The 26,534-nt window shown below is 61.3% G+C and carries 20 protein-coding genes and 1 tRNA gene; 14 read left to right on the top strand and 7 right to left on the bottom strand.

The window, feature by feature from the left end; genetic code table 11:
• Positions 1–66: 66 nt before the first annotated feature.
• The 8 genes from crtY to IB285_RS01230 are packed head-to-tail and all read left to right on the top strand — an operon-like array spanning position 67 to position 9,009.
• Positions 67–1,275 (top strand): lycopene beta-cyclase CrtY, encoded by a 1,209-nt coding sequence (gene crtY / locus IB285_RS01265; RefSeq protein WP_190786462.1) that lies wholly within the window; start codon positions 67–69, stop codon positions 1,273–1,275.
• Positions 1,272–2,861 carry a phytoene desaturase gene (locus IB285_RS01260; protein WP_268888658.1) on the top strand — a complete coding sequence of 530 codons (1,590 nt, stop codon included), beginning with the start codon at positions 1,272–1,274 and terminating at the stop codon, positions 2,859–2,861. The genes crtY and IB285_RS01260 overlap by 4 nt, the downstream gene beginning before the upstream one ends.
• Before the next feature lie 5 nt (positions 2,862–2,866).
• Entirely contained in the window at positions 2,867–3,448 is a 582-nt protein-coding gene (locus IB285_RS01255; protein WP_190786461.1) for an LOG family protein, read from the top strand.
• 23 nt (positions 3,449–3,471) lie between these two features.
• Positions 3,472–4,443 (top strand): phytoene/squalene synthase family protein, encoded by a 972-nt coding sequence (locus IB285_RS01250; RefSeq protein ID WP_190788941.1) that lies wholly within the window; start codon positions 3,472–3,474, stop codon positions 4,441–4,443.
• 33 nt (positions 4,444–4,476) lie between these two features.
• A complete protein-coding gene (locus IB285_RS01245) occupies positions 4,477–4,956 on the top strand; it encodes a nuclear transport factor 2 family protein (protein ID WP_190786460.1) in 480 nt (159 codons plus the stop codon).
• Positions 4,953–6,860: an acetyl/propionyl/methylcrotonyl-CoA carboxylase subunit alpha gene (locus tag IB285_RS01240; RefSeq protein ID WP_190786459.1), complete on the top strand. Its 1,908-nt coding sequence runs from the start codon at positions 4,953–4,955 to the stop codon at positions 6,858–6,860. The genes IB285_RS01245 and IB285_RS01240 overlap by 4 nt, the downstream gene beginning before the upstream one ends.
• A gap of 47 nt (positions 6,861–6,907) precedes the next feature.
• Positions 6,908–7,450: a hypothetical protein gene (locus tag IB285_RS01235; RefSeq protein WP_190786458.1), complete on the top strand. Its 543-nt coding sequence runs from the start codon at positions 6,908–6,910 to the stop codon at positions 7,448–7,450.
• Positions 7,447–9,009: an acyl-CoA carboxylase subunit beta gene (locus tag IB285_RS01230; protein ID WP_190786457.1), complete on the top strand. Its 1,563-nt coding sequence runs from the start codon at positions 7,447–7,449 to the stop codon at positions 9,007–9,009. Before IB285_RS01235 ends, IB285_RS01230 begins: the two co-directional genes overlap by 4 nt.
• 102 nt (positions 9,010–9,111) lie before the next feature.
• Here IB285_RS01230 and IB285_RS01225 read toward each other — a convergent pair whose 3' ends face one another.
• Entirely contained in the window at positions 9,112–10,449 is a 1,338-nt protein-coding gene (locus tag IB285_RS01225; RefSeq protein ID WP_407925596.1) for a multidrug effflux MFS transporter, read from the bottom strand.
• Positions 10,450–10,525: 76 nt separating this feature from the next.
• Between IB285_RS01225 and dinB the strand changes: the two genes are divergently transcribed.
• Positions 10,526–11,662, top strand: a complete 1,137-nt coding sequence (gene dinB / locus IB285_RS01220; RefSeq protein WP_190786456.1) for a DNA polymerase IV — start codon at positions 10,526–10,528, stop codon at positions 11,660–11,662.
• Here the strand turns inward: dinB and IB285_RS01215 are convergent.
• From IB285_RS01215 to IB285_RS01200, 4 genes are all read right to left on the bottom strand, one after another.
• Positions 11,659–12,138: an NUDIX domain-containing protein gene (locus IB285_RS01215; protein ID WP_190786455.1), complete on the bottom strand. Its 480-nt coding sequence runs from the start codon at positions 12,136–12,138 to the stop codon at positions 11,659–11,661. The genes dinB and IB285_RS01215 overlap by 4 nt on opposite strands.
• Positions 12,138–12,773 carry a 6-phosphogluconolactonase gene (locus tag IB285_RS01210; protein WP_190786454.1) on the bottom strand — a complete coding sequence of 212 codons (636 nt, stop codon included), beginning with the start codon at positions 12,771–12,773 and terminating at the stop codon, positions 12,138–12,140. The genes IB285_RS01215 and IB285_RS01210 overlap by 1 nt, the downstream gene beginning before the upstream one ends.
• A gap of 84 nt (positions 12,774–12,857) precedes the next feature.
• On the bottom strand, positions 12,858–13,319 hold the full coding sequence (locus IB285_RS01205; protein WP_190786453.1) for a Dps family protein: 462 nt from the start codon (positions 13,317–13,319) through the stop codon (positions 12,858–12,860).
• Positions 13,320–13,457: 138 nt separating this feature from the next.
• Complete coding sequence (locus IB285_RS01200) at positions 13,458–14,078, bottom strand: hypothetical protein (protein ID WP_190786452.1); 621 nt, start codon at positions 14,076–14,078, stop codon at positions 13,458–13,460.
• A 64-nt stretch (positions 14,079–14,142) separates the two neighbouring features.
• On the opposite strand from IB285_RS01200, the gene IB285_RS01195 reads away from it, so the two are divergent.
• The 5 genes from IB285_RS01195 to IB285_RS01175 all read left to right on the top strand — a co-directional run bounded on the left by IB285_RS01195 (position 14,143) and on the right by IB285_RS01175 (position 17,525).
• Positions 14,143–14,937 carry an SDR family oxidoreductase gene (locus IB285_RS01195; protein ID WP_190786451.1) on the top strand — a complete coding sequence of 265 codons (795 nt, stop codon included), beginning with the start codon at positions 14,143–14,145 and terminating at the stop codon, positions 14,935–14,937.
• A 68-nt stretch (positions 14,938–15,005) separates the two neighbouring features.
• Positions 15,006–15,479, top strand: coding sequence for a MarR family winged helix-turn-helix transcriptional regulator (locus tag IB285_RS01190; protein WP_190786450.1), 474 nt, complete (start codon positions 15,006–15,008; stop codon positions 15,477–15,479).
• Entirely contained in the window at positions 15,476–16,234 is a 759-nt protein-coding gene (locus IB285_RS01185) for an enoyl-CoA hydratase-related protein (RefSeq protein ID WP_190786449.1), read from the top strand. The genes IB285_RS01190 and IB285_RS01185 overlap by 4 nt, the downstream gene beginning before the upstream one ends.
• Positions 16,235–16,257: 23 nt before the next feature.
• Positions 16,258–16,881 (top strand): cysteine hydrolase family protein, encoded by a 624-nt coding sequence (locus IB285_RS01180; RefSeq protein WP_190786448.1) that lies wholly within the window; start codon positions 16,258–16,260, stop codon positions 16,879–16,881.
• The gene (locus tag IB285_RS01175; RefSeq protein ID WP_190786447.1) at positions 16,878–17,525 is read left to right on the top strand and encodes an isochorismatase family cysteine hydrolase; all 648 of its coding nucleotides are present in this window, start codon (positions 16,878–16,880) and stop codon (positions 17,523–17,525) included. Before IB285_RS01180 ends, IB285_RS01175 begins: the two co-directional genes overlap by 4 nt.
• A 14-nt stretch (positions 17,526–17,539) precedes the next feature.
• Here IB285_RS01175 and IB285_RS01170 read toward each other — a convergent pair.
• A tRNA-Gly gene (locus IB285_RS01170) sits at positions 17,540–17,613 on the bottom strand.
• Between the two features lie 315 nt (positions 17,614–17,928).
• Entirely contained in the window at positions 17,929–26,421 is an 8,493-nt protein-coding gene (locus tag IB285_RS01165) for a hypothetical protein (RefSeq protein WP_190786446.1), read from the bottom strand.
• Positions 26,422–26,534 lie beyond the last annotated feature (113 nt).

Below are 26,534 nucleotides of genomic sequence, written 5' to 3'. Positions count from 1 at the left end.
GGCGAAATATCAAGCCGTGCCAGTGACATTGCCCGGAAGCGCCGGTTCGCCTAGGGCGAGCGTCGAATGACCGACTCACAGTTCGATATCGCGATCGTTGGCGGCGGCCTGGCCGGCGGATTGATCGCCCTTGCCCTCCATCAGCGTCATCCCGGTCGCCATATTGCCCTGATCGAAGGGGGCACCGTTCTGGGCGGAAATCACCGCTGGAGCTGGTTTGAAAGCGACCTCGACAAGGTTGGCAAGGCGCTGCTCGAACCGATCCCGCAGACCGAGTGGGACAAGGGATACGACGTGCGCTTCCCGAAATATTCGCGCACGCTCGAAACCGGGTACCGGTCGATGTCATCGGCGGACTTCCACGAAGCGCTGTCCGCTGTGCTGCCCGAAGGCACCTTGCAGCTGGGACGCCGCGCCGCGTCGCTCGATGCCGCAGGCGTCGATTTCGAGGATGGCACGCGCATCGCGGCGGGCACCGTGATCGACTGCCGCAGTTTCACCCCGAGCAAGCACCTGCGCGGCGGATGGCAGGTCTTCGTCGGCCGTCATATGCGCCTGCCCGGCAGCCACGGTGTCGAGCGCCCCGTGATCATGGATGCCGATGTCGAACAGGTGGCCCCGCACGGCAATGGCGGCGCGTACCGGTTCGTCTACGTCTTGCCGCTTGGGGAAAAGGACGTGTTCGTCGAGGATACCTATTACGCGGATGAGCCTCTGCTCGACCGCGCGATGCTGTCTTCACGGATAGACAGCTATTCGCACGCTCACGGGTGGGATGATCACGCGGTCGTCGGCCATGAAAGCGGCGTACTGCCGGTGCTGACCGGCGGCGACTTTGCCGCCTATCAGGACGAAGTGCGCATTCCCGGCGTGGTGATCGCGGGCGCGCGCGGCGGCTTCACCCATCCGCTTACCAGCTATACCATTCCGATAGCGGTCGGAAACGCACTTGCCATCGCGGAAAAGGCCGATCTACCCGCAGAGCGGCTCGCGGAAATCATGGAGTCGCGTGCGCGCCGCCATTGGCGCAGCACCGGATATTACCGCCTGCTGGGAAGATTTTTGTTCTTCGCAGCGGACCCGGATGCGCGCGTAAACGTATTCCAGAGGTTCTACAGCCTTCGCAAAGGGCTGATCGAGCGATTTTACGCGGCGCGCTCTTCGCGGTTCGACCGGGTCCGCGTCCTTTGGGGCAATCCGCCCGTATCTATATTTCGCGCGATGACCGCGATGTTCAAGCGAGGGAAACCCCTCAAATCGGAGAAAACGGCATGAACGCCGATATGCACGATACGCCCGGCCTCAACCTGTCTCCGTCGAGCGGCGCGGGCAAGGGCATCAATCCCGACATCGCGAAGAAATACGAAGGCAAGACCGCCTGCGTGATCGGTGCGGGCTTTGGCGGAATGGCGCTGGCGATCCGGCTGCAATCGGCCGGCATCGCGACCACGGTGGTCGAAAAGCGGGACAAGCCCGGCGGCCGCGCCTATTTCTGGGAAAAGGACGGCTTCACTTTCGATGCCGGTCCCACCGTCATCACCGACCCGCCTTGCCTCAAGGAATTGTGGGAGCTGACCGGCCACGACATCGCCGAGGATGTCGAGCTGATGAAGGTCCATCCGTTCTACCGGCTCAACTGGCCCGATGGCACCAATTTCGATTATTCGAATGACGAAGACGAGCTGAACGCCGAAATCGCCAAGCTCAATCCGGACGACGTTGTCGGCTATCAGCGTTTCCTCGAATATTCCGCAGGGGTGTTCGAAGAGGGCTATGTGAAGCTCGGGCACAAGCCGTTCCTCGATTTCAAATCGATGCTGAAAGCGGCACCGGCGCTGGTTAAGAAACAGGCGTGGCGCAGCGTCTACGATCTCGTATCGAGCTACATCAAGGATGAGCGCCTGCGCGAAGCCTTCAGTTTCCACACGCTGCTCGTCGGCGGCAGCCCGATGAAAACCTCATCGATCTACGCTCTGATCCACAAGCTGGAAAAGGATGGCGGCGTGTGGTGGGCGCGCGGCGGAACCAATCGTCTGATCGCCGGAATGGTGCGCCATTTCGAACGGCTCGGCGGCGTAATGCGCCTCGATGACGGGGTGAAGGAAGTCCACACGCTCGGCACCAGGGCGACCGAGGTCGAAACCGAAAGCGGCTGGAAACAGCGCTTCGATGCGGTCGCTTCGAACGCCGACATCATGCATTCCTACAAGGATTTACTGCGCGGGTCCGAGCGCGGGCGGAAATACGCCAAATCACTGAACCGCAAGAGCTATTCACCCTCGCTTTTCGTTGTCCATTTCGGCCTTGAAGGAGCATGGCCGGGAATTGCGCATCACATGATCCTGTTCGGCCCGCGCTATAAGGGTCTCGTCGATGACATCTACAAGCACGGCGTGCTGCCGCAGGATTTCTCAATCTACCTCCACCACCCGACCGTGACCGATCCAAGCATGGCGCCCGCGGGCAAGAGCACGTTCTACGCGCTCGTCCCCGTCGCGCATATGGGCAAGATGCCGGTCGATTGGGACCAGGTCGGGCCGAAGCTTGAAAAGATGATCCTCGATGAGATCGGCCGCCGCCTGATCCCCGACATCCACGACCGGATCGTGACGAAGTTCAGCTATGCGCCGAAGGATTTCAAGCACGATCTCAACGCGCATATGGGCAGCGCCTTCAGCCTTGAGCCGGTGCTGTGGCAGAGCGCCTATCTGCGCGGACACAACCGCGACGACGTGATCGACAATTTCTATCTCGTCGGCGCAGGCACTCATCCGGGCGCGGGTATCCCAGGCGTGGTCGGCAGCGCGAAAGCGACCGCAGGTATTGTGCTGGAGGACCTGGCGATTAAAGCCACCGCATGAGCACGATGAAACGTATCGCCGTCTATTGCGGCTCCGCCTCTCCCGAAGACCCGCGCTATCTCGAACTCGCTCGCGACGTCGGCGCGGGGCTTGCCGAACGCGGTATCGGCGTTGTCTATGGCGGCGGCAGGCTTGGCCTGATGGGCGCGGTTGCGAACGGGGCCAAACAGGCTGGCGGCGAGGTTATCGGTGTCATCCCGGAGGCGCTGGTCAATTCGGAAGTCGCCAACCACAATTGCGATGAACTGATTACCGTCAGCGGCATGCACGAGCGAAAGCAGCGCTTTACCGACCTCTCCGACGGGTTCGTCACCCTGCCTGGCGGCGTCGGCACGATGGACGAGCTGTGGGAGGCGATGAGCTGGGCACAGCTGGGCTATCACTCGGACCCGGTCGGCCTGCTCAACGCCTTTGGATTTTACGACGATCTCATCCGCTTCAACGCCAAGATGGCGGCGGTCGGCTTTGTCCGCCCGGCGCATCAGAACATCCTGATTTCTGCCGACACGCTGAGCGAGCTTCTCTCCAAGATGGAAAGCTACAAGCCGCACACGCCGATCTTCAAGATGAAAGCCGAAGAGCTTTAGTCATGCGTGGTCAGGCTGCGCCCATGACCGTGGATCCCGAACGCCGGGCGGCTCTGGTCGATCATGCCCACCGGGTGATCAAGCACGGCTCGCACAGCTTCTCTGCCGCATCGCGCCTGTTCGACGAGGAGACCCGCGAGCGGGCATGGCTGCTCTACGCCTGGTGCCGCCAGTGTGACGACATCGCCGACAATCAGGTGATGGGCGGCGAGCTTGGCGACCAGTCCGACCTCGAACAGCGGCTCGCGCTGATCCGTTCGCTCACCGACAAGGCGTTCGCTGGCGAGCCGACCGGCGATCCCTCTTTCGATGCACTCGGCGTGGTGTCGCGCGAATGCGGCCTGACGCGGGCCATGGCGGAGGATGTCATCGCGGGCTTTGCGCTCGATGCGGACGATTGGCGCCCGCGGACGAAGGCCGACATGATGCGCTATTGCTATCACGTCGCTGGCGCGGTCGGGGTGATGATGGCGGTGGTGATGGGCGTCGACCCACGCGATCAGGACACGCTCGACCGGGCGTGCGACCTCGGCCTTGCCTTTCAGCTGTCCAACATCGCGCGCGACATTGTGGAGGACGATGCGGCGGGCCGCTGTTACCTCCCCGCAATGTGGCTGGTCGAGCAGGATATCGAGCCCGGCCAGCATACGAAGCCGCACCACCGCGAGGAACTTGCCGAAATGGCCGCGCGGCTGGTCCACCTCGTCGAAAAGCATGAAGCCGCGGCCCGCGTCGGCGCAGCGCGCCTGCCTTTCCGCAGCCGCTGGGCGGTGCTTTCGGCCGCGCGCATTTACGGGGCAATCGGGCGCAAGGTCCGCGCGCGCGGCACCGAGGCGTGGAATTCGCGCACCTATGTGCCCCGCTGGGAAAAGGCATGGCACGGCGCGCGCGCATTCCTGTCCGCAGCAATCAACCGCGAAAAACCACCCGCCGACCCGATCACATGGGGCATCGCCGATTTTCGGCCAAATTCGGCCACGCCCTCCAAGGCTTGAAGCGAAAGGCCTGCTGGCGTAGCGCTTCGGGCCATGAGAGGATTTTCAGCTTTTGCAGCGCTCGCGCTGCTCTCCGCCGCCCCGGCAGCCGCCGATCCAGCCGATGCCGCAGCCGAGCAAGCCCGTGTGGCCGCGGCAGTCGAGGGCTTCATGGCAGCATTCAACGCGAAGGATGCAGACGCCATGGCGAGCCAGTCGATCGCAGGCGCGACCGTTACTGTAATCGAGGAACAGGATGGCGAGGACCGATTGCGGACCCAACCGCTCGAAACCTTGATCTCGGGCATATCCGCAACCGGATCCGATATCGCAGAACCGATTTGGGATATGCGGGTGATGCAAGAAGGCCCGGTTGCGACAGTCGTCGCGAATTTCGATTTCCTGATCAACGGCGTTCGCTCGCATTGCGGCACCAACGTCTTCAACCTCGTTCGGGTAGAAGGAGAATGGAAGATCGCCGGGATCGCATACAGCCATATCGAGGAAGGCTGTCTGGGAGCACCGGAGCAATGATCGCCAAGCTCCTCATCGCCAATCGCGGCGAGATCGCCTGCCGCATCATCCGCACCGCGCGGGAAATGGGCGTGGCGACGGTCGCGGTCTATTCGGACGCCGATGCCAAGGCGCTGCATGTGCGCCAAGGCGACGAGGCGGTGCACATCGGCCCCTCGCCCGCTGCCGAAAGCTATCTCGTCGGCGAAAAGATCATCGCGGCGGCGAAGGAGACCGGCGCTGAGGCGATCCATCCGGGCTATGGTTTCTTGAGCGAGAACGCTGACTTTGCACAGGCGGTTATTGATGCCGGACTGATCTGGGTCGGGCCGAAGCCGGAAAGCATCCGCGCGATGGGCCTCAAAGACGCGGCGAAAGAAAAGATGATCGCGGCGGGCGTGCCGGTGACGCCGGGTTATCTCGGCGAGGACCAGTCGGTCGAGCGCCTGAAGCAGGAAGCCGACGCCATCGGCTATCCCGTTCTGATCAAGGCCGTCGCAGGCGGTGGCGGCAAGGGCATGCGCAAGGTCGATGCTCCCGAGGACTTCGAGGCCGCACTCGAAAGCTGCCGGCGCGAAGCCAAGGCCAGCTTCTCCAATGACGAAGTCCTTTTGGAAAAATGGATCACCTCGCCGCGCCATATCGAGGTGCAGGTCTTCGGCGACAGCCACGGCAATGTTGTCCACCTGTTCGAACGCGACTGCTCGCTGCAACGCCGCCACCAGAAGGTGATCGAGGAAGCCCCCGCGCCGGGCATGGACGAAGCGACGCGCGAAGAAATCTGCGCCGCCGCCGTGCGCGCTGCCAAAGCGGTCAATTATGAGGGTGCGGGCACCATCGAATTCATCGCCGACGCCAGCGAAGGCCTGCGCGCCGACTGTATCTTCTTCATGGAAATGAACACCCGGCTTCAGGTCGAGCATCCTGTGACCGAGGAGATCACCGGTGTCGATCTGGTGGAATGGCAACTGCGCGTCGCAAGCGGCGAGCCGATCCCGCTGAAGCAGGAAGAGCTCAGCATCAACGGCTGGGCGATTGAGGCGCGGCTCTATGCGGAGGATCCGGCGAAGGGATTTTTGCCGAGCACGGGGCGGTTGGACGTATTCAGCTTGGACGAGTCACTGTTCGAACTCCGCGTAGACACAGGGGTCGAAACTGGTTCGGAAATATCTCCGTTCTACGATCCAATGATAGCGAAGGTCATCGCCCACGCACATGACCGGGAATACGCAATGATGGAATTGCAAGCCGAGTTGGCGAATACAGCCGTATGGCCAGTTACCTCGAATTCAGGATTTCTATACAATTTGCTTGGATCCGAGGCGTTTCAGAAAGCCGAGCTAGACACCGGTTTCATAGATCGAAATCTTGAGCAGCTATCTTCCCCGCCTACACCGGATTTGGACGCTTTGAACGCCGCACATCAGGCGCTAACTGGAAGCGCATCACCTTTTTCGTCTGAAGGCCCCGACCAGATGATCGAGACAGGCCTCTCAAACTTTCGATTAAATGCCGCACACAAAACAACGACGGTTCTTCGCGATCATAGTGGAGAGTCCTACACTTTCAAAATCGATGCGAAACTCGGGCACTCTTTCCGATGGGTACGTGGCGAGCAGGCGATAGTTCCGCTCGACGGTTTCACGTTTGCTTTTTCATCCGGCCCGGTTCGCGGCACCGGCCAAGCCTCCGCCGCCGACGGAGCGATCCTCGCCCCTATGCCGGGCAAGGTCATCGCGGTCGATGTGGCCGAGGGCGATACTGTCACCGCAGGCCAGCGCCTGATGGTGCTCGAGGCGATGAAGATGGAGCACGCGCTCACCGCGCCGTTTGACGGGACTGTCTCCGAGCTCTCCGCCAGCGAAGGTGGACAAGTGCAGGTCGAGGCGGTGCTGTGCGTTGTCCAACCCGAGGACGAGGGCTGAGCCGCGTGCGCGAAGCAATTGCCGGGGCGCTTTTCGCCGCCATTCTAATGCCGGCCACCATTCTGGTGCATGAGGCAGCGCATTATCTCGGCTATATCGCTTTCGGTCTGCCCAACCCCACGCTCGCTTATGCGTTCAGCGGTTTCGAGGGAATGCAGAGCTTCTGGCAGGCACTTAATTCGGGCGACACGGAGGCAGCGCGCGCGATAGCGCCGATCGTTCCCGTCGGGATCACGGCGCTGCTGGGAGTGCTGGCGACCTTGGCCATGGGAATGCTCGGCATTTGGGCATTGAGCGCGAGAGATTCGCTCGTCGGCGGAGCGCTGGCGTTCACGGCGCTATTCCGTTCCGGTGCGATCGCGCTTTTGTACGTGGCAGGTAACCCGGAAAACTCCGACGAGGCGCATATCGCAATCACCTTGGGATGGCCGGATGTCCTGCTTGTCATCGCCGGTGTGCTGGCGCTCACTTTGACCGGCTGGCTGCTTTACAAACGGTTCGATTGGAAAGTGCTTATGGGGGTGGCGCTGGGCAGCGGCGCTTCGCTCGCCGCGTGGATGACCAAGATCGGTCCGATGATGCTGCCATGAGCGCGCCAAGCACCTGGGCCAAGGAACTCGAAGAACTTCGCCGCCGCGAAGCGCTGGCCGAGGAGATGGGCGGCGCTGACAAGGTTGCGCGCCAGCATGGCCGCGGCAAGATGGATGCCCGCGCGCGGCTCGCGGCACTCTGCGATGAGGGCAGTTTCCGCGAAATCGGCAAGATCGCCGGTAAAGGCCACTATGACGAAAACGGCGACCTGCAAGGCGTCACCCCTGCTCCGTTCCTGTTCGGCAAGGCCTCCATAAACGGCCGCCCGGTCGTCGCAACCGCAGACGATTTCACCATTCGCGGCGGCGCGGCGGATGCGGGCATTGCGCGCAAGATGGTGCAGGCCGAGATGATGGCGCACGAGCTGAAGCTCCCCATCATCCGCATGATCGACGGGACAGGCGGCGGCGGCAGCGTCAAGACGCTCGAGCAGATCGGCGCGACATACATTCCCGCCGTGCCCGGCTGGGGCGATGTGGTTGAGAACCTCGATACGGTTCCGGTGGTTGCGCTGGCGCTCGGCCCGACAGCGGGGCTCGGCGCGGCGCGGACGGTGGCGAGCCATTATTCGATCATGATGCGCGGGCTCTCGCAATTGTTCGCCGCGGGACCTGCCGTGGTCGATGCAATGGGGGCCGGGTACGAGCAGGCGAAGGACCACGCGCAGGCCAAAGAAGAACTCGGCGGCGCAGACATTCACACCCGCAACGGCGTGGTCGATGACGAGGTCGGATCGGAGGGCGAGGCGTTCGCGCGCGCGCGGCACTTCCTTTCCTTCATGCCCGAACATGTCGGCCAACTCGCGCGCCGCTCCAATTGCACCGATCCCGTCCACCGCCGCGAGGAAGCACTGCTCGGCCTAGTCCCGCACGATCCGAAAGCGGTCTATTCGATGCGCCGATGCATGGAGATGGTGCTCGACCAGGGCACCGTGTTCGAGATTGGCAGGAACTGGGGTCGGGCGGCGATTACCGCACTGGCCCGGCTCGATGGCTGGCCCGTCGCAGTAGTGGCCAGCGATCCCAGCTATCTCGGCGGATCATGGGAGGCGAAAACATCCGAAAAGGTCGAACGCTTCATCAAGCTTGCCGACCAATTCCGACTGCCCATCGTCCACCTGGTCGACAATCCCGGCTTCATGATCGGGCGCGAGGCGGAGATGGCGGGCACGATCCGGTACGGCGTGCAGGCAATGAACGCGATCTACCGCGCCAGCGTACCGCTCGCCAGCATCGTGCTGCGCCGCGCCTATGGCATTGCAGGCAGCGCGATGAGCAATGCGGACCGGTATCAGTACCGGTTCTGCTGGCCGTCGGGCGATTGGGGCTCTCTGCCGATCGCGGGCGGGTTGGAAGTCGCTTACAAATCCGAACTGGAAGCGAGCGATGATCCGGCAGCCGAGCTCGAGGCGATCAAGATGCGGCTGGCGAAAGTCACCTCGCCGTTCCGCAGCGCCGAACGCTTCAATGTCGAGGACATCATCGACCCGCGCGACACACGGCCCCTGCTATGCGAGTTCGCCGAGCTCGGCTGGCGGAAGCTCGAGAGTGAGCGTTGATCGGCCCTCAGGGCCGCAAGGGCAACCGCCCGCCCGCAGCGACGCGACCTTCGGGTCGCATGAGCGAGGAAATGGCATGCCGGATGGCATGCCGAAAAATATCTATTCAGCTAGCGTAGCGCCGGGGCCCATCTCGTCTTCGGGCGGACCGAACAGCTTGCCCTTTTCGCTGAACAGCACCAGCGCAAGGCATACCAGCCCGCCAGCGAGGAGCGACAGAGCGAGCGGCTGCGCGGTGCCGTCGTAGGCGTAGCCGATGGCCGCGCCCAGCAGCGCCGCCATGGTCAGGCGCACAAATCCGTGAACGCTGCTTGCCGCGCCGGCGATGGCGAAAAACGGGTTCATCGCGATCGACCCGAAATTGCTTCCGATGAACCCAAGCAGCATCATGTTCACTGCCATCAGCGGAACGAATTGCCACAGCGTCTCATCCGGCTGGAATGCAAAATAGACTTGCACGGCGGCCACGATGATGAAGGCGATGAGCGCGCTGTGGCTTACCCGGCGTGCGCCAAAGCGTTCGACGATGCGCGAATTCGACCAGCTGGCGAGCGCCATCGACCCGGCGCAGATGCCGAACACAATCGGGAACAGGTCGCCCGCGCCGAAAGTCTCGGTGATGAGCTGCTGCGATGAGTTGATGAAGCCAAACAGAGCGCCGAATACCACTGCGCTGCCGAACACATAGCCGACGACGCTGGGAAGGCTCAGTGCGCGCGCCATGTTGCCCGCGATAACCTTGGGCCGAATTGGCTGGCGATGCTCTTCGCACAGACTCTCCGGCAGGCGGAAATAGACCCAGCTGCCGATGATGATGCCCTGCAAGGCCATGGCGATGAAGATAGCTCGCCAGTCCGCAAACAACAGGATCAGCTCACCGATGCTCGGGGCGAGCGCGGGTACCATCAGGAAGATCACGAAAATGAGGCTCATCATGCGCGCCATCTTGTCGCCGCCCACCCGGTCGCGAATGATCGCCGGGGGAAGCGCAACGATGCCTGCCCCGAAGAAGCCCTGCGCCGCTCGAACCGCAATCAACGCCTCGAACGACGTGACCAGAGCGCTCGCGAAGGATAGCGCGATATAGACGCCGATCGATCCCAGCAGGATGGGCCTGCGCCCGAACCTGTCCGCCAGCGCGCCCGGCACCAGCGCACCGATGCCCGCCGTCAGCAGGTAGACGCCGACGACGAACTGCCGGTCATTGCCCTCAACCGCCAGCGCCAGCGCAAGATCGTCCAGCGCAGGCAGGATCGCGTCGATGCCGAAGGCCTGCAAAGCCATCAGCAGCGCCATCATCCAGATGAGCTCGGTCTCGCCCATCGTCCGCTGGTCGCGCGTCGCACCGCGTTTCGCGGTTGGCGCAAGGGGGGTGGACGTGATCGCCATCGGCGGCCCTTTGCCCTGAGGCTCGCCGGAAGACCACTGTTCTTTTCGCATGTGCACAAAATCGTCCACCGGGTGGAAAGTTCCAGCAACAGTTTCTTCGCGCGCGCCAAGCTCCTATTCTCATGCAATGGCCGATGCCGCTCCCCCAACTGACGAGACTGACGAAGCAGCAGGACTGCGCAAGATCATCCATGTCGACATGGATGCCTTCTTCGCAAGCGTGGAGCAGCGCGATCATCCTGAACTGCGCGGCAAGCCGGTGGCGGTTGGCGGCTCCGGCGGGCGCGGCGTCGTGGCGGCTGCCAGTTACGAAGCGCGCAAGTTCGGCGTGAAAAGCGCCATGCCGTCGGTCACGGCAAAACGGCTGTGCCCCGATCTCATCTTCGTGCGCCACCGCTTCGACGCCTACAAGGAGGCCAGCCGCCAGATCCGCGCGATTTTCGAACACCACACGCCGCATGTCGAACCGCTGAGCCTCGACGAAGCATTCCTCGACGTGACCGAAGACCGGCTCGGAATCGGCAGCGCAACCCGGATCGCCGAACTCATCCGGCAGGAAATTCGCGCAAAGACCAAGCTGACAGCGAGCGCGGGAGTGTCCTACAACAAGTTTCTGGCCAAGCTTGCGAGCGATCAGAACAAGCCCGATGGCATTTGCGTGATCCGGCCTGGCCAGGGTGCCGATTTCGTGGCGGGGCTTCCGATCCGCCGGTTTCACGGCGTTGGCCCCAAGGCGGAGGAAAAGATGAAACGCCTCGGCATCGAAACCGGGGCCGATCTCGCGGCGAAGGACATCGAATTCCTGCGCGCCAATTTCGGTTCCTTCGCGGATTACCTTTATCGCGCCGCGCGCGGAATCGATCTGCGCCCGGTGCGCGCGCACCGGCGGCGCAAATCCATCGGCGGGGAGCGCACCTTCAGCGACGATATCTCGAGCGGCGCTCAGCTGCGCGAGACGCTGGATAACATCGTGGATATCGTGTGGGAGCGCGTGGAAAATGCCGAGCGGGACGGGAAGCGGCCGCGCGGTCGCACCGTCACTCTCAAGATGAAATTCACCGACTTCCAATTGATGACCCGCGCCAAGTCGGTGGCGCATTGGGTCGAGGACAAACGCGAGTTTGCGCGCCTTGGCAGGGAGCTTCTTGAGGAAGCGCTCCCGCTACCCATGCCAATCCGCCTGATGGGGCTTACCCTGTCGAACCTCGACCATGGGGAGAAAGACGAGCCCGCGCCCGATAGTGCGCAGCTTTCACTGCTCTAGGGCGAGGCTGTGCCCCGTTTCTTCCATGCGGCGATGCGCGCTTTCGTCAGTTCGCCGAGCGGCTCCGGTAGCGAGTGCGAAGGGAAGTATCGCGCCTCTACGACTTCGCGGCGATCGGGCTTCGGCTGAACATTGCATGTCGCCGTCAGGATATAAGCGGTGTGCGGCGAGCCGGACAGGACCTCATGTAGCCGGGCAACCTCGTGCAAGGCTTTCAGCTCGATACCCAGTTCCTCGCGGACTTCGCGCCTCGCGCATTCCTGCGGATCCTCGCCGCGCTTCAAGCCGCCGCCCGGCAGCGCCCAGACTTTCGGTCCGTAGGAATGGCGCAGCAGCAGGACGTCGCCCTGCAGATTGGTGACGACCACACTCACGCCTGCAATCGGTCTCCCCAGGAAACGCCGCCAGCGGTGGCGGAGCCTGTGCGCGATCGGCATGATGGCGCGGTGGATCGGAGCGGGGATCAGGCCGAGCATCAGGTAAAGCAGGTCACCGGAATGTCGCCGCGCGCTCCGGCACCGCGCAGCAGCCGGGCGATGGGAAGATCGTTCGCACCCTCCGCCGCCTGTTCGAACACCTCCCGCTTGTCGCTCGCCCCGCCCAGCGTGAACAGGATGGTGCCCGTTTTCAGCAAAGCAGGAAGCGTCAGCGTGATCCGGTCGAATGGCGCGTGCTCGGGCAGCGGATCCGGCGTGAGACGGCGCACGGATTGCGGATCGTCAAGCTGCGGATCGATGTTGGGGAACAGCGAAGCAATGTGGCCATCGGGCCCCATCCCGAGCCAGGTGAGCGCAAAAGGCGGCGGCTCGCTGCTCTCCGAAAGCGCGCAGACCGTGGCACCTGCCGGTTCGAGCAGCGCGCGCATTTTCCCGGTATTGGACGCTGTGTGATCCTCAGGGACAATCCGGTCATCGTTGGGCCAGAAATCAAGACGGGCCCAATCGAGCTCGCGCTTCACCAGTTCGCCGAGGATGGGAAACGGTGTCGATCCGCCTGGAATAGTAACCGCGACGACGCCTTCGGTTGCTTCGAGCGCTGCCGCCAGCCGGGCTTCAAGCCAATCGGCAATGACGCTCGCTGCGGCGCCGTGAACGAATGTGATCGGGTCCATGCACCGCGCTATAGCAAAAGGGCCGCTCCCGGCTAACCGGAAACGGCCCTTTGGAGTATTAGCGACTGAGCGCCGCGTAGCGCTTTATCCGAGGATCGATGTCAGGAACCACGTGCGCTCTTCGGCCATGTCGGTCCAATCGTCGATAAGACCGTCCGTGGCGTTATCACCTGCGTCCTCGGCGAGTGATTTCATACCCTTCAAGCGCTTGACCATCGCCGCGTTGTCGTCGCGCAGTTCGGTCACCATGCTATCGGGATCGAGCGATGTGGAATCCTGATCCTTGACCTGCGTGGCGCTGGCGATCGAACCGATCGAAGTCAGCGTATCGCCGCCGATCTTGCGCACGCGCTCACCGATATCATCGATCTGGTCGCGAATTTCGATGGCCTGCTCGTCGAAGAGTAAGTGCAGGTCGCGAAAGCGCGGGCCCTTTACGTGCCAGTGGAAGTTCTTCGTCTTGGTGTAGAGCGCGAAGTGATCTGCGAGCAGTCCGTTCAGCTCTGAAATCAGCGCGGTTTTCGAATTGTCGTTGGCGTCTGCCATTTAGTCTATCTCCTGACGTTGGATGTGCGTCGAACGCAAAGGCCGCTTGCCTCCGCATCGCGGTGTCTTTGCCAATTAACGGCGCAAGGGGCATTCGGTTTCGCGGAGAGATCAAATCGCACTTATCGCATTTGGCGATCAGAGGGCCGCGGAATAAGCGTTCAATCCGATCAGGAATGCCGCAACTATCAGACTGGCCGCAAAAACGCGCCTGATCCAGATCAGCGGCAGGTGCTCCAGACCATCCTTGCCCATGTGCCAACCGCCAGCGATCGCTATCGCCCCGCCCAAGACGCCGCCGAGCATCGGCATCCAGAGGTCGGTTGCCAGAGCGGCGATCGCAAAGATCGCCAGACGCGGCCCGCTCATCAGCTGGCGTACGAACAGGACGACCGCGATGGCGACATAGCTGCGCGTGGGCTCCTTCATGGCCTTGAGACGCACCGGAATAGCCACGTCGAGCGCAGCCAGTATCAGCGCGACAACCGGCAGGAGGCTCGCAGGGTCCGAGGGGACGAACGCGGCGATGCTCCATCCAGCATAAGCGGCCGCTGCAGCGCTTACAGCGGCGACGGCGATACCCAGCACAAGCATCGGCCCTGTGCGCCCGGCGGCGTCCGAAAACTGGCCGACAATCAGCTGGTCGCGCGCGCCCAGTGAGAGCACGAAAACCGAGATCAGGGTGGGCAGGACAATCGACATCGGCAGGCGCTTTAGCACGCGATGCTCGCTTGGCCATTGCTGGGCCGACTGCTTCATTTGGCGGGTGGCATGGCCATTCGAACCGGCCTAGGCAACGGCGAAAGATATTGAAGGAGAGACGATGAAACTCGAACAGGGCATGGCCGCAATCGTAACCGGCGGCGCATCGGGATTGGGCCGGGCAAGCGCAGCAGGCCTCGCCGAACTGGGCCTGAAAGTCGCGATCTTCGACATTAATGATGAGGCGGGCGAGCAGCACGCCGCAGCCATCGGCGGCACCTATCACCATGTCGACATCACCGATGAAGCGAGCGCAGTCGAAGGCTTCGCCGCCGCGCGCGCGGCGAACGGTCAGGAGCGCGTGACCCTCCACTGCGCGATGACATCGAAGCGCGGCAAGACGATCGGTTTCGACAAGGCGACCGGTGGCTACAAACGCCTGCCAACGGAGGATTACGCCTTCGGCGCCGAAGGCATCCTTGTCGCGAGTTACCGTATTGCCAGCCTCTCCGCGCTCGGCATGGCGAACAGCGATCCGGTGAACGAGGATGGAGAACGCGGCGCAATCACGCTCACCGCCAGCGTCGCGGCGCAGGATGGCCAGATCGGGCAGGTCATCTACGGAAGCTGCAAATCCGGCGTAAACGGCCTCGTCCTGCCTATGGCGCGAGATTTGATGGACCTCGGCATCCGTGTGAACTCGGTCATGCCGGGCATCTTCGCGACACCATTGATGCTCGGTATGAAAGACCGCAATCCGCAGATGTGGGATCAGCTCAATGCCAGCGTCCCCTTCCCCAAACGCCTCGGCGAACCGGAGGAGTTTGCCTCGCTCATCTGCGAGATTGCCCGCAATTCCTACATTAATGGGCACCAGTTCCGCTTGGATGGCGCGATCCGTATGCCGCCGAAATAGGCTGCCGGGTCGCCGTTAGAACCGTGCGGCATTGACAAATCCTGCAATTTAGTTCGTATGCGAATTAAATGGCGATCAGACTGCGACTCTTCGATCAGCTCCATGCTGCACACAGCGCGCTGTTCCGCGCCGCCGACGCACGCCTGCGCGAAACGATCGGACTTGGGACCGCCCAGCAGGCGATCCTGTTCTTGCTCGTCAAAACTGGCAGCATGCCGCTCAGCGAAGTCGCGCGCCGCGTCGGACTCGGCAAATCCGGGCTCAGCGGGATGGTCGACCGCATGGAGAAGGCCGGCCTTGTCGAGCGGCAGCGCAGCGAAAGCGACGGGCGCAGCATCATGCTCGCGATCCTGCCGCGCGGGCGGGAAATGGTCGATCAATCGCTTCCCATCACCAAAGCCATCAATGAGGAACTGCTCGAGCCGTTTTCGCAAGAGGACCGCGCGACGATTGCCCGGTTCCTGACGCACATCACCAACGCGGCCGAACCCGTGGTCGAAAACAACACCTCTCTCCAAGAAATCGAAAGCACAGCAGCATGACAGACCATATTCGCATCGAAACAAATAACCGCCTCGTCACCGTAGCCTTCTCCCGCCCGGACAAGAAGAATGCGATTACCCAGGATATGTACCAGGCGATGGCGGACGCCGTGAATGCCTACGCCGCGGATGAAGAAAACCGCGCGCTAATGATCAAGGGCGACGGGGATTATTTCACATCAGGAAACGACCTGCGCGATTTCGCGACCGCTCCTGCCGATCACGACATCCCGCCGGTTGTTCAATTCCTCCACGCTATCAAGGATTGTCCGAAGCCGCTGATCGCGGCGGTGAACGGCCCGGCGATCGGGGTAGGCCTCACTCTGACGCTCCATTGCGACCTCGTTTTCGCTTCATCGAACGCCACCTTCAGCGCGCCATTCGTCAAGCTCGGCCTGGTGCCGGAAGCGGCCTCCTCGCTGCTTCTTCCCGAAGTGATCGGAACAGCCGCCGCCAACGATGTCTTCATGACCGGTCGTACTCTCACGGCACAGGAAGCTCTGGCGATGGGCCTGGTCTCCCGGGTCATCGACGAGAGCGAGTTCGCCGATGCCGCCGCGGCCATCGCCCGCTCGGTCGCCGAAAGCGCGCCCAACGCGATGAAGCACACGAAAGCATTGGTGAGGGACAAGAACTCGGCAATAACCGAGCGCATGGCTAGCGAAGGGCGCATATTCTCCGACCAGCTGAAATCGAGCGAATTCAGCGAGAGCATCGCCGCGATGAGCGAAAAACGCGCAGCCGTTTACGCCTGAGCGATGCGGGCGGGAGGAATAGAATGACCGATCTCCCGCTCGACCCATCTCGCACCGCACTGATCGTCATCGATCCGTATAACGATTTCCTGTCGGCGGGCGGTAAGGGTTGGCTGCTCAACCGCGCGACGATCAAGGCGCTGGGCACCAATGCCAATCTCGAACGGGCAATTGATTACTGCCGCAATAACAGCATTCACATCTGCTTTGCGCCGCACGCGCGTTACCGCAAGGGGCTGTTCGATAGGCGCCGGTATTTCAATCCGTCGGTCTATCTGGCGCGCATCTTCCAGACTTTCGCCCGGAGCGGCTGGGGCGGGAAATTCCGCAAATCCGTCTCGCCCGAAGTGGGCGATTTTGTTGCCAGCGAGCACATGGTGTCGAGCGGGTTTGTCGGCACCGATCTTCACGAGCACCTAGCTTCCAGAAACATCTCGCGTTTGCTGCTCTGCGGGTGCCTTTCCAACACATGCGTCGAGTCGACCGCACGCAGCGCGATCGAGCTTGGCTACGATGTGACCATTCTGTCCGATGCACTGGCCGCTATGACTATGGCAGATCACCGTGCAGCCATGGAAAGCGGCTTTCCCGTATGCGCCGACCGGGTGATCTCGGTCGAGCAGCTGGTGACGGGCGCCGCCCGATGATCGCCCGCCTCGTCGATCGCACAGGCAAATGGCTCGTGCGCAGGAAGATGGCCACTTACGCGCGCTTTGATCCCACGCGCACATGCGTGCTCGTGCTCGGCGCTCAAAGAGCGTTTCTCGATCCCGAAAGCGCGTGGCAGAGGACGATCAAGCACCCCGTGGCGTCTGCCGTGCTGCGGACCTTTCTCGAAGCAAGCCGCACCAAGGGCTGGCACATCGTGCACTCCCCGGTCGATCTGGATGCGGCGCAGGCGAAGGGCTCAAGCGCTCGTTTCTTTCGCCAACAAATCCGGCTAGGCGCGCTGGATATCGATCGGGATGGCGGGCAAATCCCTGAAGAGCTGAGGAACGCGTCCGACAGTCTTTCTCATCCATATGCCGGCCTCAATGCGTTCACCAACACGGACCTCGCCGAGCTTTTGGAGGCGAAGGATATCGGCCATGTCATCATCGCAGGCGGCGTGGTGAATGCCGATGTCGATTCCACGGCGCGCATGGCCGTCGAGCTGGACTACGACGTGACGATTGTCTCAGACCTTGTCGCCGCATTGTCAGAGAAGGACCGGGCCAACACACTGCACATCACCCTCCCCCGCATCGTCGCGCGCGTGCTAACAAGCGCGGAGCTGGAAGGGGCGGGATAACACCCGAAAAAGAATGGAGCGGGTGAAGGGAATCGAACCCTCGTCGTCAGCTTGGGAAGCTGCTGCTCTACCATTGAGCTACACCCGCTTTTCAACGGCTTAGCCGCCTATTGGCTGCACTGTTTACAGCGTTTTTTACAGCCGCTCCCTGAAAAAGGTCGTTTGTCGATCTTCCGCTGCCTCGTCAATGCTCATTTCCAGACTAATGTGGGTGGATCTCCCAGCAACATCAGACCTCCTGCTTCAAACAGACGTCGCAAGGGTACTCGCAATAACCAATGACACTTGTGCCCCAAACCCAAGACAAGGCGATCCGAAATCTTAGTGCCCGAACGCGGCCGTCGATAAGGCCGAAATCGTATCGCGACATGCAGCAGGCGGCGATGAAGCTCTAAACGATTTGTCAGAACCTCACCTTCAATCCAACCTTTCCTCCGAAGCTGCTGTAATCGTCAGAGATGTCGCTCTCGGCCTGGAAAAAGCCCGAAAGCGGCCCGTCACCCTCTAGTGTGATACCAGCTTGTACGTTGGCATAAGTGCCGATCGCGTTGTTCTGGAACTCGACGACATCGGCGAACGCACGGAAAGCCACGTTTGCATCGCCCTCAAACTCGCGCACGGCGCTTGCATCAAGGTAATATCCAATCGTCGTATTGCCCGATGACTGACGATATCCGCCCAGTCGCAGACCCGCCGTACCGCGAAAGCCATCGACATTGTCGAATTCGAAAGCCTGCCCGGGAAATGCGAGATCGTCGAGATCGGTTCGCTGCAGATCGAGGCTGATACGCGGTTCCGCATAGAGAGCGTCACTCCCGAATCGGTAGCCGGTCTCGATACGGACGCCGAAAGCGTTTGCATCGATGTCCGCGGCAAAGTCGCGGCGCACGGGATCCGAGAAATCTCCTGTAATGCTGTCGAATTTGGCCAGGGCCTCCGCGTAGAAACCGCCCGAGGCATAGCTTGCGCCCACGCCGATATTCAACGCATCGAATAGCACTGTGCTACCGCCCGCATCCTGCCGGAAGGAAGAGCTCGAATACCCGCCCGTGATACCCAGAACGAGACCTGTCGCCGCGTCGAAATCGACGCCCGTCTGTACACCGAAGAAGTCTTGGCTGTAGCTGAGATCAGCGTCTTCCAGGCTGAGGCCGGTCGGATCGCGGAAGATCTCGTCACGCTGAGAGGAGACGCCGTAAGCGACTACCCAGACAGGCGATATCTCGTCATCCGCAAAGCGAGCATTGGCGCGGTGATCGGCCCAGGCATCGGCGCTGCGATACCACAGGGCCTGTGCCGCCTCGGCGATCTTGGTGGCCTCGAACACCCGTTCTTCAAGGTCCACCCCAACCACGAAGTCGCTTTCGATCTCATCGAATTGCAGATCGAAGGACAGGAACGGCGATGCTGAGCCTGACGCCTCGACAACGCTGAAAGCGTCCGCTTGCGTCCCTTCGCCAGCATCGGCGATGACCACGTTGTCGCCAAAGGAGAAGCTAAAGTCGACCAGGTTCAAAACCAATTCGGTGCTGCCCGTCGCAGCTCCGCCAATGGTCAGGAGGTCGCCCGCTCCTTCGGAGAAGTTCACATCGAGCTCCACTCTACCGCCGTCACCAACGAAGTCGCCGGGTGTGGTGAACACACCGCCAGTCTGCCCGTTGACGAGGCTTAGGGTGCCGGAGTTTTGCAAGCGTTCAAGTCGATCGAACTGGACGTTGCCCGCAATATTCAGCGTGCCCGAGTTTACCAGAGTATCGGAACCCTCGCCGAAGTCGCTTGTGCCTGCAGCAGCAAAAAATCCACTGTTGATGAATTGGTCATCGGCATCCGCAAACTGGATCGCGCTTGTGATCGCACCCGAGTTGGTGAGTGTGATCGGACCGGTCGCCGCACCACTTGCAAAGACCGCGAAATCGCCGCCGCTGAGATCGCCGCTATTGGTGATTGTGACAGTTCCGCCAGCGGTTGCGAAGGCGATGCCATTGGCCGCGCCGCTCGTCTGACCGCCCACATCAATCGCTATCGTGCCAGTGCCATCCGTGCTCGCCGCGATGCCGCTTTGTGCGCCCGAAATCGTGCCTGCGCTTTGCAAATCAATTGCGCCGCCCGTGCCGCCGCTTGCGACGGCAGTGATACCATTGCCACCGTTGCCGATAATCGCATCGATATTGCTGACAGTGATCGCACCGCCCTGGGTAAGAAGATCGAGGCCATCTGCGCCAAGCCCCTCAACCAGGTCGATCGTCCCGACTGTGATGTCGGCTGTCACCGGCCGCACATAGATGCCGTCGGTCGCGCCGGTTACCGTTCCGGAAGAGCCCTGGATCGTCACATCGCCGCCGGTTGATCGGGCATCGATGCCAAATCCGCTTGTCCCTGTGACCACAGCGGTCGAGCCAAGCGTGATGACCGTCGCGCCGCCGACTGCATTGGTATCAATGCCAACCGCGCCGCTGACTTCGTTCACGAGCAAGCTGATATCGCCAGCGCCTGTCTGTTGGGCCTGAACGCCGATGGTCGCGCCCGTCACCGCGCCAGCATTGCTGTCGATCCCGATATCTGCACCTGTGCTTGTCGCCAGAATGCCTGCCGCGTTTGTGCCCGTAACATTGGCGGCAGTGATGGTGAGCGCGCCAGTTCCGGTGTTTTCCGCGGTTATGCCATAGGTTGCTCCGGTGACGTCTCCGGCAGAGCTGTCAATCCTGAGCGCACTGCCTTGGCTTGCCGCGTCGATCCCCGCTTCGCTACCTCCTGAAACGGATGCAGTAACGATCGCGAGTTCGCCTTCACCAGAGTTGAGCGCAAGGATTCCGTTCCTTCCGCCGACGACTGTCCCAGAAGAGCTATCGATACGGATCGAACCTTCGCCCTCGGCGCCTTCGAACCCATCATAGGCCGCAATGCCGTTGAATGCGGCTGCGCTGACATCGGCTACCACGATCTCTACGTCACCAGCGCCATATTGCACGACACGAACACCCGATCCGGTCGCATTGATAGTGCCTCCGCTGCTGTCGATGATGACATCCTCAGCGCTTGGATCACTTGTTACCGAAATCCCGACGCCCTGCGTAATTCCCGGCTCCGCCTCAAGCGCAGCCACATCTCCAGTGACGACCCTGGTCGAGCCGGCGCCTCTGTTCAAAACGACGATCCCGCTGGTGCCGCCTGACACGTCACCGGCGCTTGTATCAACCAAGATATCGGTGCCGCTGCCGAGAGAAAAGAGGCCCGAGGAGTTGCGGCTGGTTACATCGCCTGTGACGACACTCGTTGTCCCGGTGCCATTGTTGACGGCGATAACCCCGTTACTCTCGCCGACCAATGCGCCAGCGGTGGTGTCGATTACCAGCTCCGTTCCCAAGTTTCGCGCTTCGACGGCATCACCGCCAAGTGCTGTCACGTCACCTGTCGTGATGACCAGCTGTCCGCCGCCTTCGTTGAGAGCGTCGATGCCATCATCTCCGCCCGTCACATCGCCAGCGACGCTGTTGATCACTAGGTTCGAGGCATCGTCGTCGTTGAAGCCATTGATACCATCGCCCACGGTCGCGTTGACGTCCGCAGTCTCGATAGTCGTCGACCCGGTTCCCGTATTGCTGGTCGCGATACCATCGGTGAGGCCGGTTACGGTGCCTGCCGTGGTATCGACAACCACATCGCCGCCCTCAGTTACGGCGTGGATGCCTTCACCGCCCGTACCTGTAACGTTCGCGGTGGTGATGGAAAGCCCGGCAGCACCGGGAGCACTGTTGACTGCACGAATGCCAATCGCAGCGGACACTTCATAAGCGGTGGTGTCGATGAAGACCCCGCTACCATTCGTACCGGTTGCGTTGACGCCATAGGCATCGCCGGTGACAGGGCCTGACGTGCCGATCCTGACTGTTCCGCCAAAATTGGCATAGGCAGCAATCCCAACCCCGCCCGTCGCCGTGATACCGCCGTCAAAGCCGACATTCTCGATGATGATGTCGCCGCCAAAAGTGCTGGCAAAGATACCATTGCCGCCAAGGCCGGTAATAGTGCCGATATTGCTGACGGTAATATCTCCGCCAGCTGTTGTCAGGTTTAGTGCATCACCGTTCTGGCCGGTGACGCTATCCAAGTCAGACACTGTGATGCTCGGGCCTATTGCGTTCGTTACAATAATCCCTTCATCGGTAAAATCGGCGTCCAGAACTGAAACGCCTGTGGTGATAAGACGAATACCGTCGGTTGCACCGATCACATTACTGTCTACGCCAGCGCCGCCCCTGACGACGATGTCCGCTTCACTGTCCGAGGTGGATGCGAGGATGCCTTCTGCGCTCTCCCCCCTCACATTCCCGACCGTGATTGTCAGATCACCCGAACCCTGGTGGTTCGCATAGATCCCGCGATTGCCGCCCGTCACCGCGCCTGCGCTGGTGTCGATGTCGAGGGTCGTCGAGTCTGCGCCGGTGACCATGTAAACGCCATCGCCAGTCGTACCGGTCACATTGGCGGTGACTACGGACGTCGAGCCGGTGCCGTAATTGCGAGCGTTGATACCATTAGCACTGCCATTCACGGAGCCTGCACTGCTGTCTATGGTCAAATCACCTGTAGTGTCGGCGTTCACCACATCGATACCGTCTGCACTGTCGCCTGTAACATCGGCAGTGGTGATGGTGGCATTTTGCCCATCACCATAATTGCGCACAAAGATACCATTTTGCGCGCCTTCGACAGGACCAGCGCTCGTGTCTAGCAAGAGCGCGTCGCCATCAATCCCGTTATAGATATCGACGCCGTTGTCAGCTTGTCCGGTGACGGCTGCGGTCGTAATCGAGACTGCGCCGCTGCCGAAATTGCGTACAAAGACCCCGCGATTGCCACCCATCACCGCGCCAGCGCTGCTATCGATGGTGAGATCGCCCGCAGTGGGATCATTGATAGCTTCGATTCCGTTGCCAAGGTTACTTGCACCCGTAACGTCTGCGGTAGTGATACGCGTGTAACCAGTGCCCGCGTTCACTACTACGATGCCGCTCCCGGCACCCTGTACCTCTCCCGCAGAAGTATCCAGCGTGATGTCCGTTGCAGTTGCAGCGATGTTGGTGGCGTAGATCGCGTTTCCGGAGAAGGTTGAGACATCCCCGGTTGTGATCGTTTGGCGCCCAGTGCCTCCGTTTGTCGTCACAATCCCAACGAAGCCACCATCAACCTCGCCAGCAGACGTGTCGATAATGAGATCGCCCGCGGTCGAACCGATGTTCGCCGAAATTCCCGTATCCGAACCAAAGACGTCTGCGGTCATGATAGAGGTGATGCCAGAGCCCAGATTGCTTGCTCTGACACCCACGCTACCAAAGCCACTACCGCTGACGCTGCCAGCGGTGCTGTCGATGATGACATCAACGGTGCCGACCTGATTGCTTCCGCGTATCCCGTCAGCCCCGGCGCCGATAACATCAGCGGTCGTGATCGAGAGCGAGCCGTAGCTCGAATTGCTGGCAAAGATGCCGGTTGAGCTGCCTTCGACTGTGCCAGAGCTGCTGTTTATCGTCAGGTCGTTGCTGTACCCTTCGTTCGACGCGTTAATGGCGCTGCCGCTGGTGGATGTGACGTTTCCGGTGTTGATGACCGTATCGCCGTAGCCTGCATTGGTCGTGCGAATACCGTTGGTCTGCCCGGTCACGTCGCCCGCTGTACTGTCGATGGTCAGATTGTTTGCGTCGCTGTCCAGATCGACAAAGATGCCGTAACGGCTCGTACCCACAACATCGGCGCTCGTCACATTCGCATCGCCAGTGCCCCTTTGGCGGACAACGACGCCGTCCGCTCCGCCGGTGATGACGCCTGCGCTCGTGTCAACACTTACCGTTCCCACCCCGTTGCTCGCATAGATCGCCGTGAAGTCTTGAGCCAACACATCTCCGGTGGTGATCGACACGTCTCCCGTGCCAGAATTGCTCGTCGAAATTCCGGTTGTGCGCCCCGTTACGAGGCCCGCTGTCGTGTCGATGACAAGGTCGCCCGCAGTGCCTCGCACCGAGGCGTCGATGCCGTCTTGGCTCTCGCCATTCACGTCAGCTGTGGTGATGGTCGTGACGCCGCTGCCCTCGTTCGAGGCAAAGACACCAAAGGTTGCGCCGTTCACCGCGCCCGCGCTGCTGTCGATGGTGAGAGCACCCGCATTCTCGGCGTTGCGTGCGTCGATACCAAAGGCGCTCCCGCTCGTCACGTTCGCGGCGGTAATCGATGTATCGCCTGTGCCGTTGTTGCGCGCGTTGATGCCGTCCTGTTGGCCAAACACACCGCCATTGCTTGTATCGATCGTGAGATTACCCGCCGACACGTCGTTGTATCCGTAAACGCCATCACCGCGACTGCTGGTCGCAGCGGCGGTGGTGATAACCGTATCGCCGGTGCCTTCGTTGCGCACGTTGATACCGGCGCTGGCCCCGTTAACCGTTCCCGCCGTGGTGTCGACAGAAACGTTTCCTCCGCCCTGCGACACAGAGATCGCGGCTGTGTCGAAAGAGCCGCTGGAAACATCTGCCGTGGTGATGGCGATGTCGCCAGTCGTGCCGGAATTGAAGGCGACGATACCGCCCTGTTCTGCGTTTACGCTGCCAGCCACTGTGTCGACAGAAATGTTACCGCCAGCGCCCAACACCCGAACTCCGGCAGAGACATCGGTGGTCACATTGGCGGTGGCAATGTCGATATTGCCCGTGCCGCGATGCTCGACTTCGATACCGTACTGGAAGGCAGAAACCGACCCGGCGGCCGTGTCGATGAACACGTCTCCGGCTGCCGGTCCTGCATCGAGATCGATACCGCTGTTGTTCTGACTGCTGACATCTCCGGTAGTGATGCGGGTGATGCCAGAGCCATAACTGCGCGCTCTTATGCCGTCGTTGAAGCCGCTGACTGCGCCTGCACTGGAATCGATGATCATGTCGCCACCGTCTGCGGACGAGTTAATGGCGCGAATGCCATATCCTTCGTTGCCGCTAACATCGGCGGTCGTGATCGAAAGATCGCCGGCCCCGGCATTTCGCGCCACTATGCCTTCATCAAAGCCGGTGACCGAGCCTGCGGCCGTATCGATCGTCACGTCCGCGCCGAAGGTTCCCTCACCATCGTCGTTGACATTGATCCCATCTAGCCTGTCGGCGTTCACATCGGCTGTGGTGACGGTGATATTCGCACCGACGCCTTCGCTGCGAACGTTGATGCCGAAATCGTTGCCGCTAACCGTTCCGGCGGTGCTGTCGATGGTGACATCGCCCGAATTGTCGCCGGTTGTGATGAAAATGCCGTCAAGGCCGCTGGCGGTAACGTCAGCGGCCGAGACGGTGGTGTCGCCCGTACCATAATGACGCACGTTGATGCCGTAGACATCGCCCGATACCGTGCCGGCGGTTGTGTCGATCTCGACCCCGGTCGTGTTCGCCCCGTTCCGGACATAGATCGCGTCGCCGCCTTCGCCGCTGGCATCCCCTGATGTCACGTCGGCGGTGGTAATCCGCGTTACGCCCGTACCATCATTCCTGACACGAATGGCCGCGCTGTAGGAGTCAACGCTGGAGACCACCGAACCGGCCGAGCTATCGATGATGATGTCGGTGCCGGTCGCCTCGTTTGTGGCGTAGATGCCGAAGCCTCGTTCGCCTTCCACATCGGTGGTTGTGATCGTGATGGAGCCGATTCCGTTGTGCCTGACTTCAATTCCGTTTTCGGACCCGGTTACATTGCCAAGGGTGCTGTCGATGGCGACATTGCCCACCCCAAGATCGCGGTCGACTTCGATCCCGTTACTGTCTTGGCCTTCCACGTCGGCGGTGGTGATTGTGACATCGCCATCGCCGGCCTGGCTTACACGTATCCCATCTGTGCCGCCTTGAACGAGCCCGCCGGAGGTATCGATATCGATATTGCCTCCATCACTATTGATCCGCATCCCGCTGTAATACTGACCGGTCACGTCCGACGTCGTGATAGATACGTTTCCGCCCTGATAATTCCGAACGTAAATACCGTTCGCAGCACCCAGAAGGCTACCCGCAGTGCTATCGATCGTCGTACTTCCTGACGAGTCACTTCGCACATCAATAGCTGAGCCATTTGCACCAAGGAGGCTGCTGTACTGGCCGCCGTTGACATCACCAGCCACGATCTCGACATCGCCCATAGCATTCTGGCCGACCTGTATGCCGTTAAACCCACCACTTACGGTGCCCGCTGTCGTATCGATTGTGATCGTCGCATCGGGGTTTGCGTCTTCTGATGTGCTGGCGAAAATGCCCGTCGAATCCCGACCGGTTACATCTCCACCTGTAGTGATGCTGATATCGTCGTCGGCCAGATAGACGTCGATACCGTAATCATCGCCGGTGATCGTGCTTGAGCCGCTCGATTGCTGGATCGTAACTGCGCCGGCATTTTCGATAGAGATGCCATCGCCCCCGGAGTTCGGCACATCGACCTCGAAGCCGTCTTCGATAGTGACGATCACATCATCGCCGTTGGTCGCGGGGCTTAAATCCTGCTCTGTCGTAGCCGGACCGCCATTGTCCTGACAAAGGATTTGACCCGGCGTGACCTCGACGCACTCGTCCTGCGCCTGCGCAAACGCTGGCGATTGGGCGGCGAGCAAGGCCACAGGCGCGGCGGACCATTGCAGCAGACGGCGGACCATACCTCGGGTCAGATCGGTCGACCCGCCGCCTGCTGCGGCGCCCCGCTCTGCCGCAAATGTGACCAGGCCAAGTTCAGGGGAATAGCTTGCAGCCACCCCCTTGAATTTGGTCACACGGCCACCGCGCAGCATTGCAGAGTTGCTCCAGCGCAGGAAATTCCCGGCTCCGCCAAAGATGTAACGGGATTGGGAAGCGGAATTTTGCGTTTGATCGTGATGTGCCATGTTCTTGACCTTTGGATGTCGCCGCGTGACGAAACAGCGTTGATGTGTGATGGGGTCGCCCGGCCTTGCGGGGGTGTCGCAAGGCCGGGCTGGAGATTGGCGCGTGCGCCTGT

The organism is Erythrobacter rubeus (assembly GCF_014705715.1).
GTDB classification, from domain to species: Bacteria; Pseudomonadota; Alphaproteobacteria; order Sphingomonadales; family Sphingomonadaceae; genus Erythrobacter; species Erythrobacter rubeus.
The sequence above is the reverse complement of the archived record's forward strand: the minus strand, read 5'-3'. Positions and strand labels throughout refer to the sequence as shown.